At 33.4% G+C, this 12,351-nt stretch carries 15 protein-coding genes; 11 read left to right on the top strand and 4 right to left on the bottom strand.

Annotation, left to right across the window (positions count from 1 at the left end):
- Positions 1 to 6: 6 nt before the first annotated feature.
- A complete protein-coding gene (locus F0362_RS10925) occupies positions 7 to 921 on the top strand; it encodes an alpha/beta fold hydrolase (RefSeq protein WP_000584213.1) in 915 nt (304 codons plus the stop codon).
- A 36-nt stretch (positions 922 to 957) separates the two neighbouring features.
- Here the strand turns inward: F0362_RS10925 and F0362_RS10930 are convergent, their stop codons facing one another.
- Positions 958 to 1,533: a nucleotidyltransferase family protein gene (locus tag F0362_RS10930; protein WP_000701725.1), complete on the bottom strand. Its 576-nt coding sequence runs from the start codon at positions 1,531 to 1,533 to the stop codon at positions 958 to 960.
- Positions 1,534 to 1,557: 24 nt separating this feature from the next.
- Positions 1,558 to 2,355 carry a lipid II flippase family protein gene (locus tag F0362_RS10935; protein WP_000028917.1) on the bottom strand — a complete coding sequence of 266 codons (798 nt, stop codon included), beginning with the start codon at positions 2,353 to 2,355 and terminating at the stop codon, positions 1,558 to 1,560.
- A 194-nt stretch (positions 2,356 to 2,549) separates the two neighbouring features.
- Between F0362_RS10935 and F0362_RS10940 the strand changes: the two genes are divergently transcribed.
- From F0362_RS10940 to F0362_RS10965, 6 genes are all read left to right on the top strand, one after another.
- The gene (locus F0362_RS10940) at positions 2,550 to 3,215 is read left to right on the top strand and encodes an HAD family hydrolase (protein WP_000288768.1); all 666 of its coding nucleotides are present in this window, start codon (positions 2,550 to 2,552) and stop codon (positions 3,213 to 3,215) included.
- A gap of 204 nt (positions 3,216 to 3,419) precedes the next feature.
- Positions 3,420 to 4,859: a GntP family permease gene (locus F0362_RS10945; RefSeq protein ID WP_000424321.1), complete on the top strand. Its 1,440-nt coding sequence runs from the start codon at positions 3,420 to 3,422 to the stop codon at positions 4,857 to 4,859.
- 86 nt (positions 4,860 to 4,945) lie between these two features.
- Complete coding sequence (locus F0362_RS10950) at positions 4,946 to 6,148, top strand: iron-containing alcohol dehydrogenase (RefSeq protein ID WP_001158488.1); 1,203 nt, start codon at positions 4,946 to 4,948, stop codon at positions 6,146 to 6,148.
- A gap of 146 nt (positions 6,149 to 6,294) precedes the next feature.
- Positions 6,295 to 6,993, top strand: a complete 699-nt coding sequence (locus tag F0362_RS10955) for an aspartate/glutamate racemase family protein (RefSeq protein WP_000848589.1) — start codon at positions 6,295 to 6,297, stop codon at positions 6,991 to 6,993.
- Between the two features lie 87 nt (positions 6,994 to 7,080).
- A complete protein-coding gene (locus F0362_RS10960; RefSeq protein WP_000493241.1) occupies positions 7,081 to 7,554 on the top strand; it encodes an SAM-dependent methyltransferase in 474 nt (157 codons plus the stop codon).
- Positions 7,551 to 7,991 carry a GNAT family N-acetyltransferase gene (locus tag F0362_RS10965; RefSeq protein ID WP_001223858.1) on the top strand — a complete coding sequence of 147 codons (441 nt, stop codon included), beginning with the start codon at positions 7,551 to 7,553 and terminating at the stop codon, positions 7,989 to 7,991. Before F0362_RS10960 ends, F0362_RS10965 begins: the two co-directional genes overlap by 4 nt.
- Positions 7,992 to 8,047: 56 nt before the next feature.
- Here F0362_RS10965 and F0362_RS10970 read toward each other — a convergent pair whose 3' ends face one another.
- Positions 8,048 to 8,575, bottom strand: a complete 528-nt coding sequence (locus F0362_RS10970) for an HAD-IIIA family hydrolase (protein WP_000181774.1) — start codon at positions 8,573 to 8,575, stop codon at positions 8,048 to 8,050.
- Between the two features lie 29 nt (positions 8,576 to 8,604).
- Positions 8,605 to 9,036 (bottom strand): GNAT family N-acetyltransferase, encoded by a 432-nt coding sequence (locus F0362_RS10975; protein ID WP_000009785.1) that lies wholly within the window; start codon positions 9,034 to 9,036, stop codon positions 8,605 to 8,607.
- A 628-nt stretch (positions 9,037 to 9,664) separates the two neighbouring features.
- On the opposite strand from F0362_RS10975, the gene F0362_RS10980 reads away from it, so the two are divergent.
- The 4 genes from F0362_RS10980 (at position 9,665) to F0362_RS10995 (ending at position 12,326) form a co-directional block, all read left to right on the top strand.
- Complete coding sequence (locus tag F0362_RS10980) at positions 9,665 to 10,252, top strand: YpjP family protein (protein ID WP_001134417.1); 588 nt, start codon at positions 9,665 to 9,667, stop codon at positions 10,250 to 10,252.
- Positions 10,253 to 10,358: 106 nt separating this feature from the next.
- On the top strand, positions 10,359 to 10,994 hold the full coding sequence (locus F0362_RS10985; protein ID WP_001174982.1) for an HAD family hydrolase: 636 nt from the start codon (positions 10,359 to 10,361) through the stop codon (positions 10,992 to 10,994).
- Position 10,995: 1 nt separating this feature from the next.
- Complete coding sequence (locus F0362_RS10990) at positions 10,996 to 11,382, top strand: VOC family protein (RefSeq protein WP_001094654.1); 387 nt, start codon at positions 10,996 to 10,998, stop codon at positions 11,380 to 11,382.
- Positions 11,383 to 11,393: 11 nt separating this feature from the next.
- The gene (locus tag F0362_RS10995; RefSeq protein WP_000848159.1) at positions 11,394 to 12,326 is read left to right on the top strand and encodes an aminoglycoside phosphotransferase family protein; all 933 of its coding nucleotides are present in this window, start codon (positions 11,394 to 11,396) and stop codon (positions 12,324 to 12,326) included.
- The last annotated feature ends 25 nt before the right edge of the window (positions 12,327 to 12,351 follow it).

Here is a 12,351-nt window from a genome sequence, read left to right on the forward strand (position 1 = left end):
AAGGTGATGATTATAAAGGCGAATTTGATAGAAGCAGGGAAATACATGGACATTAGAGGGAAGAAGTTATATGTTGAAGCACATGGAAACCCTAAAAGTAAGCCTGTATTATACTTGCACGGCGGTCCGGGAGAGAGCTGTTATGATTTTTCATTTCATCAAGCGGAACGTTTAAAAGATTCTTTATATGTAATTATGATAGATCAAAGAGGTGTTTGTCGCTCAGAAGAAATTCTTGAGGACGAAGCTTTTGGATTAAATGATTTGATTGAAGATTGTGAAGAACTAAAAAAAGTATTGCAAATTGAGAAGTGGTCTGTAATTGGACATTCTTTCGGTGGATATGTAGCATTGTTATATGCATCGATATATCCAAGTTCAATAGAGAAAATAATATTTGAAGGACCAACTTTCGATTTTGCATTAACAAGTAGAGCTTTGTTACAAAAGACAGGGGATTTATTAAAAAAGTATGGAAAAGAAGAAATAGCAGAAGAGTCCATCGCTTATTCATCTAGCAATGCTAGTTCCGAAGAGTTGCTTGAAGCTTATATAAGATTAAGCGATGAATTAGAAGAAAAAAGAATGGAGATTTACAATAATAAGGAAGATAGGACAGATGAGAGTTTATACAGTGATCAAGAGTGGGAAATATTTTCAAAACGCTCCAAGATTCATTTTGATAGATTAAAATTAGAAGGCGCATGTCATACATCATTATTATCCAAAATAAAAGATGTACAAAATCCAATGTTATTACTTGTAGGAAAACATGATGTAGTAACGTGTGAAAAACAAATTGAAATATTTAATAAAGATGCTCGAAACGGCAAGTATATTGCATTTGAAGAGAGCGGTCATTCACCTCATTATGAGGAAGCAGATAGATTCGCAGAAACAGTCATGTATTTTTTGAAATGAAGAAAAGGGTGCTTCTATTAATGAGAAGCACCCTTTCTAAATTTCTGGATATGTGATTGTTATGTTAGGCCATTTACTTTGCCAATTCTTTTTAATAACTCTGTTTTTGTACATATGTATACGTCCTTTTGATTCGAGAAAATGAGCTGTTGGTCTCACTTGTAATGAAAGAACATCTTCAATACCGCACGGGGCTGTTAATATAACATTGTTTTTTTCGTCTAATGTAACCCCTAAAGCCGTTGCTGTTTCAGGGAATTTAGAAATAGCATCAACAGAAGAAGAATATGGTGGCATGTTGTTCACCACATGCATACGAGCTTGATTTTTAACCGACCAAGGTATAGAAGCATCCATATTTGTTAGTGTTTTCTCTACGGATTGTTCATATGTCTCGTCTTTATGTAATGGATCAAAATAGATGACATCAACGTCCGGTGTAGCAGTTCTTACTTCGTAGTTATGCAAAGTATCCCAAAGTTTAGAACGAACAAAACCGGCGCAAATCCACCAATCAGGTAGCTCTAGTGATTTTGCTATGTGTAATACGTTCATCATCCATTTGTCGTTTTCTATTAAGCGAATTACATCTTGTTCTGTTTGTATCTTCATTGATAAATTCACCTTCCTAGTAAATTAATGCATCAGTTCAATAATCCATAAAATCCAGTAAGCACCTGGTACGAACAACAGTTGTGCGAGTAAAGTACCGAGAAGTCTAGATATCATTAACCAACCATACATTTTACTCATAGATTCAGCACCATTTTCTGATTGTAAAGCACGCTCTGTTAATAGAGCAATGCGTGGATCGAGCAATACTGTTAATAAAATAGTAGCAAAACCATTCACAAGGCCAGAAGCTGTACTTGCATTTGTTGCGTAATCTGGATTTAGAAAAGAAGCATAAAGGGCAGAAAGAACACCTGCTGTATAAATTGCAGTAGCAAACATGTTAATAAGCATAATACGCTTTGGAATACCACCGATACGCAATCTATGAATCATTTCAAATCTTGGAAAGCGCACATATTTTTTTGTGTACTTTAATTTTTGAATGTTATTTGTTTTCATCATTCGAATGAAAGAACCATCTGTTTCAAAGTTTTGAATGACATATCCAAATAGTTTTGTCAAAGTTGGATAAAGAATAATCGCAAGTAATGTACCTATGGAAGCAGATAATAGTACAAGTCGTATAGTATGCTCTAAATTAATAGAAGCATCTCGTTTTGCTTCATCGACAATCCCGCCAATTAAAAAGGCTTGTAGTAAATTTGAAGTTCTTGAAATAAGTAATACCATTCCTACGACAGATAAGGCAACGACAATCTTTTTTAAACGAACACCAGCTAATCGAATACTATAAGAACTAGTTTCGACTGCGTGGATGACAATTGTGAAAGCCATTATAAAAATTAACGTAATTGACATTTGTTTCACCAGTTTCTATTGAATTAATTGTAACTTTCTTACTTTATCATATCTATCCGTCTAATGTAACCGAAACTATGTAACATAGAAAAAGTGATTTTTTTGAAAAAACAAATAATGGTAGTATAGTAGAGGTAGAGTAGTAAAAAAACCTTTAGTATTACATGTAAAGTAGGATGAGTGGGGGATTAAATATGTATACAACATTTTTATTTGATTTAGATGGAACAGTAACGGATCCTAAAAAGGGGATTGTAAATTCAGTTTTGTACGCGTTAGAAAAGGTTGGAATTGAAGAATTACATGTAAGTGAGTTAGATTCATTTATTGGTCCTCCTATTCAGCAATCATTCGTAGAGAGATATAATATGAATGAAGGAGAAGTTGAACGAGCTGTTTTTTATTTCAGGGAATATTTAAAGCAACGTGGGTTGTTGGAGAATAGTGTATACGAGGGTATTCCAAATCTCCTAAAACAATTAAAAGATAACGGAAATCGTTTATTTATAGCTACTTCAAAGCCTACTATTTTTGCTAGACAAGTAATAGAGCATTTTCAACTAACGAATTATTTTGAAGATATCATTGGAAGTAATTTAAATGGAACAAGAATAAAAAAAGAAGAAATAATTGCACATATTTTACTTCAGAATGAAGGACTTAATAAAGAGGAAGTTGTTATGATTGGAGATAGAAAGCACGATATAATAGGTGCAAATCATAATGGAATTGCTTCAATTGGCGTTTTATATGGCTATGGTAGTGAAAATGAGTTGATTGAAGTTAGTTCGACCCATATAGCGAAGGATATAGAAGAACTACACCATTTTTGTATAGAAAATAGTTTAATAAAAAAATAAAAATAGAGACTAACAATCCCTTTATAACGTATGACGATGAAATCGTTTCTGTTTAAAGGGATTTTTCATATGTAATCGAATATGTATAATTAGACATTTTAGTATGAAAAATTTGTATGAATTAGAGGAGGGATGTCAGAAATGAAAGATTAGTAGAAGTTTATCAATAAAAGATTGAATTTTCAGTTTAAAGGAGGGGTATAATTGGAGCTAGTTATTATATTATTAGCACTTAGCTTACTTATGTTTGTAGCCTATAGAGGGTTTTCTGTTATTTTATTTGCACCAATTTTTGCATTATTTGCGGTATTTTTGACAGAACCTAGTTTTGTATTACCTTTCTTTTCTAATATTTTTATGGAGAAAATGGTAGGGTTTATTAAACTATATTTCCCGGTGTTTTTACTTGGAGCAATTTTTGGGAAAGTAGTAGAAATGTCAGGAATTGCTGATTCTATTGCAAAGACGATTGTAGAGTTGGTTGGAGAAAAACGTACAATTTTAGCGATTGTTTTAATGGGTGCTATTTTAACATATAGTGGTGTTAGTGTATATGTAGTGGTATTTGCTATATTTCCGTTTGCAGCTAAGCTTTTTCGACAAGCTAATATTCCAAAGCGCTTAATACCTGGAACAATTGTCCTTGGAGCAGTAACATTTACAATGGATGCGCTCCCTGGATCACCACAAATTCAAAATGTAATACCTACAACATTTTTTAAAACGGATATTTATGCTGCACCGATACTTGGTATTGTAGGGGCAATTTTTGTTCTCACGTTAGGTTTATTATATTTAGAGAGTAGGCGTAAGAAGGCAAAAGCGGCAGGTGAAGGGTATTTTGGTTTTAACGATGGGAATACTGAAATGGCAGCATCTTTGGAATTAGAGCAGAAAGAAATACCGCTGTTAAATAGTTTAGAAATTACGAAGGTACAACAACTTATTGCTTTTATACCACTTATTTTAGTAGGTGTAATGAATAAAGTGTTTACTATTATGATACCGAAGTGGTATCCGAACGGTTTTGACTTTTCAGCAATTGGTATGAAAGCATTTGGAAAAGTAGAATTGAGTGCGGTAGTTGGAATATGGTCTGTAGAATTGGCACTTATAATAGGAATTTTAACAACTCTTTTATTATACTGGAAACGGGTAGTAACAGGATTTCAAGCTGGATTGAATACAAGTATAGGTGGAGCACTACTTGCAACAATGAACACTGGAGCGGAATTTGGTTTCGGTGGTGTCATTGCAGCACTTCCAGGTTTTGCAATTATGAGAGATGGCATTTCTGCAACGTTCACAAATCCTTTAGTGAATGGAGCGGTAACGACGAATATTTTAGCCGGTATTACAGGTTCTGCATCAGGAGGAATGGGGATTGTTTTAAGTGCGATGGGGGATAAATTTATTGCAGCAGCCAATCAATTTGATATCCCATTAGAAGTTATGCACCGTATCGTATCAATGGCATCAGGAGGAATGGATACATTACCACATAACGGCGCTATTATTACTATTCTTACAGTAACAGGTTTAACACATAAACAGTCATATAAAGATATATTTGCTATTACAGTTTTGAAAACGCTTGCTGTGTTTTTAGTTATCGCATTCTATACTATTACAGGAATTTATTAAAAATAGATACTATATGAATTGTAAAGGTTTATTTAGTTGATATTTTATAAACTAAACATTAATAAGGGTAAGAAGGGGTGGAGTATTTGCAAGAAGTTGCTGAGTTTCGTATGCCGAAGTCTGTACTATATGGAAGAAATTCGATTGAAAAACTGGGGGAACAATCAAAGAAGTTTGGGAAAAGAGCTTTTATAGTTACTGATACAATTATGGAGAAATTAGGGTATGTTGAAAGGTGCATAAAACAGCTAAATAAGAAAGGGATTACTGTTATTACATATAATAAAGTGAATGCTGAGCCTACAAATTTACACGTATTAGAAGCGTTAACGATTTGTAAAGAAGGAAAGTGTGATTTTATTATCGGTATTGGTGGTGGAAGTTGTATTGATGCTGCGAAAGCAGTAGCGGTGTTATATACTAATGGTGGAGCAATTGAATATTACGTCCAAAAAGATGTTGAAATAGAAAATGATCCACTACCACTCATTGCAATTCCAACAACTTCAGGTACTGGGTCAGAAGTAACAAGTGTAGCAGTAATTACGAATAAAAAAACAGATGTAAAAATGATGATGAAGCATCCGAGTTTTACCCCGCAAGTAGCGATTATTGACCCGATATTAACAAGTTCGGTACCACCTCATATTACGGCAGCGACAGGTATAGATGCATTATGCCATGCAATTGAAGCATATATTTCTAAATTTTCTCAACCACTTACAGATGTACTTGCTCTTTCGGCTATTGAAAGTATTATGAAATATTTACGTATTGCATATGAAGATGGAGGTAATATGGAAGCAAGGGAAGCAATGATGATCGCTTCATTACAAGCTGGAATTGCATTCTCAAATGCATCAGTTACATTAGTTCATGGAATGTCAAGACCAGTAGGGGCGTTATTTCATGTACCACATGGTATATCAAATGCAATACTATTACCTACAGTTTTAGAATATACAAAAGTGAGTGCAACAAAAAGACTAGCGGAAATTGGATGTTGTTTAAATAAAGATATGTATTCCTATTGTGATGAAGAAGTAGCCGATTATACGCTGAGGGAAATAAAAAAACTTTGTTTTGATCTTCGTATTCCAAATTTAAAAGAATACGGAATCGGTGAGGTTGAATTTGAAAATGCTATTTCAAAAATGGCCTCGGATGCAATTGAAAGTGGTAGCCCAGGAAATAATCCGCGAGTTCCTTCTTATAATGAAATTAAACAGTTGTATCGACAATGTTTTAATTATCAATATGAAGATTCTATAAAAACATTAGGGAATTAATTTCAGAATATTCACATAAAATTTCCTTGGAAATAGTTAAAACAAGACTTTATATTATAAACTTAAAGTCTTGTTTTATTGTGTATAATATACATAATAAAACATTGTTATTAGTTTAGAAAAAAGTTTAGGTAGGTGTGTTATATATGAAAACGATAGGGCTTATAGGTGGTATGAGTTGGGAATCGACTTCGGAATATTATCGAATTTTAAATGAAGAGATAAAAAGTAGATTAGGGGGATTACACTCAGCAAAATGTTTGATTAATAGTGTGGATTTTGAAGAGATTGAACGATTCCAGTCTAACGGGGATTGGGATGGAGCAGGAGAAGTATTAGGGAATGCGGCGTATTCATTGCAGAAGGGAGGAGCAGATTTTATAATCATTTGCACAAATACAATGCATAAAGTAGTGGAGAAAATAAAAGAGAATATTAACATCCCCGTATTACATATTGCTGATACTACTGCAAAAGAAATTAAAAGAAAAGGTATTCAAACGATTGGTCTACTTGGAACGAAATATACAATGGAGCAAGATTTCTATAAGTCACGTATAGAAGAGAATAATATAAAAGTAATAGTGCCAGTAGAAAAAAATAGAGAAAAATTAAATGAAATAATTTATACAGAATTATGTTTAGGAAAAATAACATCGCAATCTAGAGAATATTATAAAAGAGTCATAGAAGAGCTAGTGCAAAAAGGAGCACAGGGAATAATTTTAGGTTGTACAGAAATAGGATTATTAATAAAGCAGGAAGACGTATTAGTTCCGATATTTGATACAACTGTTATACATGCAATGGAAGCAGTAAATGTGTCTTTAGGAAATAGATTATAATTATATTATGTAAACTTAGTTCGTGTATGTGGAAAACATTCAGAAAATATTTTATAATGTAAGTGGTTACATTTAAGGGGGATGCGTATGTTTTCAGTTCAACCAATCGCATTTGTACATAATGAAAGAAAGGAAATAAAAGATGACGAATGGGGAGAAGTAAGATCCTGTATTACTTTAACTGAATTGTATACAGAGGAAAGTATACAAGGGATTGAAGAATTTTCTCATATTGAAGTTGTTTTTTATTTTCATAAAGTAACGGATGAACAAATTCAATATGTTGCTAGACATCCTAGAAATAATAATGATTATCCTAAAGTAGGCATTTTTGCACAGCGCGGGAAAAATCGCCCGAATCGCTTAGGTGTAACAATTGTAAAAGTGATAAAAAGAGACGGTAAATCAATTATTGTTGAGGGATTAGATGCTATTGATGGCACCCCTATATTGGATATAAAGCCGGTAATGAAAGAATTTATGCCGAAAGAAGAAATTCTACAGCCTAAATGGGTAACGGATATAATGAGACAGTATTGGAAGGGGAATGGAGTAAAATGAGAATATATGAGGCAACAATTGCAGATTTAGATGGACTAGCATCAGTTTTTAATAACTATCGTATGTTTTACCGACAAGATTCCGATTTAGATGGTGCAAAAGTATTTTTACAAAATCGTATCGAGAGAAAAGAATCCGTTATTTTCGTAGCAGTTGAAGACGGTGAATATATTGGATTCACGCAACTATATCCATCATTTTCTTCCATTTCAATGAAAGAATTATGGATTTTAAATGATCTGTTTGTACAAGCCGCGAAGCGCGGAACTGGAACAGGTAAAAAATTATTAGAAGCTGCTAAAAAATTCGCATTAGAAAATGGCGCAAAAGGTGTAAAATTACAAACAGAGATTGATAATTTATCAGCACAGCGATTATACGCTGAAAATGGTTATTTAAGAGATAATCGTTATTTCCATTATGAATTAACATTTTAAAAAATGTAAGATTAAAAGAGACGTTTTCAAAATGAAAACGTCTCTTTTAAATTGTATTATAGTTGATTTAATATCCAGTTTGTTGCATCTTCAAAGTTTTCTGCAATGTAGTTTGGCTCAATATGTGCCCACCTGTCTCGGTACGTATGTAAAGCATCGTATCCAGCGCCTGTTCGTACTAATATTGTTGTCGCATTCACTTTTTCACCTGCCACAATATCAGTCCAACGATCACCAACTACAGCACATTGTGTTAAATCAAGCCCATGTTTTTCCGCTGCTTTTAGAAGCATGCCTGTACTTGGTTTACGGCATTCACAACCATCACCATGTTTGTGAGGACAAACGTAAATATCATCAAAACCGAAATCTTTTAATTCTTGTACAAAATCAGCTACAGTCGCTATTCCATCCGCGATACCTGGTTGATTTGTGAAAGAGAAAATTTTTATATTTTGAGCTTTTATTTTTTGCAGAGCTGCTTTTGTAAAGGGGAATAATGTAAAAGAACCAGGGTAATGTATTGTAGTGTCGCCGCCAATTGTACCGTCACGATCAATGAAAATTGCTTTAATGTTTGTCATATTTATAGTCCCTTCAAGTAAAAAGTAGTTTAAAAATGTTTTACAAATCGATATCCATTTACTTCATAACCTAATTTTTTGTAAAAAGGATGTGCTTCTACTCTTTTTGTTCCACTAACTAGCCATGTTCCAATGCAATGATGCTTCTTTGCTAATTGTTCTGCATAATCCATTAACACTTGTCCAATGCCTTTCCGCCGTATTGTAGAATCGACGCTAATAATTGAAATTTCTCCATAACGAGTTACATCTTCTAAATTTTCGCGTATACGAAACCCGAGTAATCCAAATATAGTTTCTTCTTCCACATAAACATATAAAAAATCAAAAGGACTCATTTGTACGAATTGCAAGCGGTTGTTCATATCTTCATAGGAAATAGAGGAACCTTTTAATTCTTTCGTTAAAGAACAAAGTGCATCTATATCATCTATCGTCGCTTCACGAATTTGAAAAGACATATTATTCACTCCAATAAAATGTAATCAAACATTTAATATTCTGTTAAAAAATGTTTTTTCCTGCTATGAAAATAAATATTTTATAATGATATATAAATAGTTATACTTCTTCATTTTTATTTATTACCAGCTGTAATTGCCGGGATTATTTTTATAGTATGGATTGGTTGGATTGTATTTTTACCATAGAAAAAGAGCCGAAAATGGCTCTTTTTCTAATCTGTCACACATTGATAAATAAAATATACTAAAACGAGTATGCTTGCGGCGGAATACATGACATCTAAAGTCATTTGGTCGCCTCCTTATTGTTGTTGTATTTTATTGTATGAAATCTTACAATTTCATATTCAAGTGAAAAATATGTGAACGTTAACAAAATTGTAAAGTGCAAAAATTACAATCATTTTGTATAATAGAAGAAACAACCGTTATATAAAGTGAAACTTTAATCAGTGGGGGGGGTTCTTCATCCCCCACTGATTATTAGCCTTCACCAATCGGGCTTATACGGGCAGTTGATCCCCTGCCTAACTTTTTTACCTTCACTGAATTTTGAGGTGGTGGGGGTCTTGCTTACCCGTTAATGCGGGATAAAATATAATGAGTGAAAGGGGAGGGAACATAAATGCCAAATTGGTTTAGAAAAACCTTAGTCGCATTAATTACCGTATTTACATTTGGTTTAGTGACGCCTCCTTCCATATTGCTTGATAATGCCAAAGCTGCGGACAAGCCTACGAGTACAGCTGGGCAACAAAATTTGGAGAGTACGTCCTATACATATGAAGAAACGAATGACAGGTTAACCACCGATACTTTTATTACTTATGCAATGCAAGAAGCAGAGAAGCAGTCGATGCAAAAGTTTGGAACTAAAATTGGTCCAGTAATTGAAGATGAGTTTAAAGATGTAATATTACCGAAAATTGAAGAGGCAATTGCTGAGCTTGCAAATGATGTTCCAGAGGAGTCGTTGCAATCATTATCGATTTCTCAGAAACCCGCTGGTGGAAATAATGAAAAGATTTTTCACGTTTACGATACGAAATCTGGAAATGACTTACTACGATTTCATGTAAGAAGAGATCATCCACCGCAAGATGGTTATTATTTCAATTTCCATTATCATCGTTTTGATGATGGATACTCTGGACATCATGAACTAGGAAATATTTATTGGAATACGAATGTACCGCCAAAATGGCTTTCTTAAAAAGAACAAGAGAAAATCTTGTTCTTTTTTTGTTGATAAAAGGGTAAGACAACTATGTTGTTGAATAACATATGTTTAGGAAAAAAGAAGAAAAGGGAGTATGGAAATGCAAAAATATATTGTTTTTGACTTTGATGGCACATTAGTAGATTCACAAAATATATTTGTACCGATCTATAATCAAATAGCTGAAAAGCATGGTTATAAAACAGTAAGGGAAGAAGAAATTGAGCATTTACGTAAATTAACGATGCCCGAGAGATGTAAAAAACTCGATGTACCACTGTATAAACTACCGATATTAGCGTTAGAGTTTTATAAATTATATCAACCAGCTATAAAAGATCTCGTTTTGTTCCATGGGATGAAGGATGTATTAGATGAATTACATAAAAAAGGCTACGGGATTGCCGTCATATCCTCTAACTCAGAAGAGCATATTCGAGCGTTTTTACATAATAATGGTATCGAAAATATTCAAGAAGTGTATTGTTCTAAAAATTTGTTCGGTAAAGACAAAATGATAAAAAGGTTTTTAAAATCAAAAAAAATAACAGAGCAAGAAATGTTATATGTCGGTGATGAACAGCGAGATGTAGCAGCGTGTAAAAAGGCTGGTGTGAACGTAATTTGGGTATCTTGGGGATATGATGTCATTGAAACAGTAGAAAAAGATGCACCAGATTATATGGTTCATACGCCTATGGAAATTGTACAAGTCGTACAAGGGGCACATTCTTAATATGAATACACTTCGAGCAGGTATTCATCATATTGAATTTTGGGTCGCGAATTTAGAGGAGTCTATTTCTTTTTATGATAAATTGTTTTCGATAATTGGATGGAGAAAGTTAAATGAAGTAGCATATAGTACGGGAGAAAGTGAAATATATTTTAAAGAGGTGGGCGGGGAAATTGTAAGGACTTTAGGGCCTAGACATATTTGTTATCAAGCTACTCGTAGAGAAATAGTTGATGAAGTAGCAGATTTTCTTGCTAGTACAAAAGTGAAGGTAATACGTGGTCCGATAGAAATGAATCATTATTCGGACGGATACTATACGGTTGATTTTTACGATCCGAATGGATTTATTATAGAAGTAGCGTATACACCAAATGTAGAAATGTAAGGGGAATAAACATGAAGACAATTGCAGCACGGCAAAACAATATACAAATAGTAAAGGATGCAGCAAATATTGAAGAAATTTCTAAAGGTTTCTCACCTGATAAAAAATATATCATTACGACTATTAAAGATGAAAAGTATTTGTTACGGACAGGCGATATAAAAGAGTTTGAAAGAAAGAAAATAGAGTTTCAAATTTTAAATGAAATGCAAAAACGTAGTGTGCAAGCACAAAGGCCAATTGAAATGGGTTTGTTGGAAGAAGAAGGTTTATGCTACGGTGTTTTTTCGTATATAGAAGGAGAAGATGCGAAAAAATTGTTGCCTACATATACACTAAAAGAACAATATGATATTGGTATAGAAGCAGGAAAAGATTTAGCAAAAATGCATACATATGAAGCTCCTAAGGGTATACTTCCATGGTATGAAAGAGCCATGAAAAAACATCGAAAATATTTAGAGGCATACAAAACATGCGGAATAAAAATAAAAAATGATGATAAAATCATTAAGTTTATAGATGAAAATGAAATGTATGTACAAAACCGCCCAAATCGATTTCAACACGATGATTTTCATTTAGAAAATATAATTGTGCGGGATGGGAAATATGTAGGTGTTGTTGATTTTAATGGTTATGACTGGGGCGACCCACTTCATGATTTTGTAAAAATTGCACTATTTGCAAGAGACATTAGTATTCCGTATTCAATCGGACAAATAGAAGGATACTTTAATAGGAGAATACCAGAGGAGTTCTGGAAATTATATGCGGTGTACGTCGGCATGACAGTTTTCTCATCAGTTGTCTGGACATTACGAGCAGCACCGCATATGTTAGATGATATGTTAGAGCGTCTTACTATAGTTTTAGAGGATCATAATAACTTTGAGTTATCGAAGCCGATTTGGTTTCAATCAGATAAGATTGATATGAAATAGAAAAGATAGGTGTAATTCGCACCTA

It is taken from the genome of Bacillus sp. BS98 (assembly GCF_008432245.1).
GTDB lineage: Bacteria > Bacillota > Bacilli > Bacillales > Bacillaceae_G > Bacillus_A > Bacillus_A toyonensis.

What these genes read in the sequence shown, in the direction of transcription:
- F0362_RS10925 (WP_000584213.1), top strand. Translation starts at nt 7, where the DNA reads ATGATTATAAAGGCGAATTTGATAGAAGCAGGGAAATACATGGACATT.
- F0362_RS10930 (WP_000701725.1), bottom strand. Translation starts at nt 1,533, where the DNA reads ATGAAGATACAAACAGAACAAGATGTAATTCGCTTAATAGAAAACGAC.
- F0362_RS10935 (WP_000028917.1), bottom strand. Translation starts at nt 2,355, where the DNA reads ATGTCAATTACGTTAATTTTTATAATGGCTTTCACAATTGTCATCCAC.
- F0362_RS10940 (WP_000288768.1), top strand. Translation starts at nt 2,550, where the DNA reads ATGTATACAACATTTTTATTTGATTTAGATGGAACAGTAACGGATCCT.
- F0362_RS10955 (WP_000848589.1), top strand. Translation starts at nt 6,295, where the DNA reads ATGAAAACGATAGGGCTTATAGGTGGTATGAGTTGGGAATCGACTTCG.
- F0362_RS10960 (WP_000493241.1), top strand. Translation starts at nt 7,081, where the DNA reads ATGTTTTCAGTTCAACCAATCGCATTTGTACATAATGAAAGAAAGGAA.
- F0362_RS10965 (WP_001223858.1), top strand. Translation starts at nt 7,551, where the DNA reads ATGAGAATATATGAGGCAACAATTGCAGATTTAGATGGACTAGCATCA.
- F0362_RS10970 (WP_000181774.1), bottom strand. Translation starts at nt 8,575, where the DNA reads ATGACAAACATTAAAGCAATTTTCATTGATCGTGACGGTACAATTGGC.
- F0362_RS10975 (WP_000009785.1), bottom strand. Translation starts at nt 9,036, where the DNA reads ATGTCTTTTCAAATTCGTGAAGCGACGATAGATGATATAGATGCACTT.
- F0362_RS10980 (WP_001134417.1), top strand. Translation starts at nt 9,665, where the DNA reads ATGCCAAATTGGTTTAGAAAAACCTTAGTCGCATTAATTACCGTATTT.
- F0362_RS10985 (WP_001174982.1), top strand. Translation starts at nt 10,359, where the DNA reads ATGCAAAAATATATTGTTTTTGACTTTGATGGCACATTAGTAGATTCA.
- F0362_RS10990 (WP_001094654.1), top strand. Translation starts at nt 10,996, where the DNA reads ATGAATACACTTCGAGCAGGTATTCATCATATTGAATTTTGGGTCGCG.
- F0362_RS10995 (WP_000848159.1), top strand. Translation starts at nt 11,394, where the DNA reads ATGAAGACAATTGCAGCACGGCAAAACAATATACAAATAGTAAAGGAT.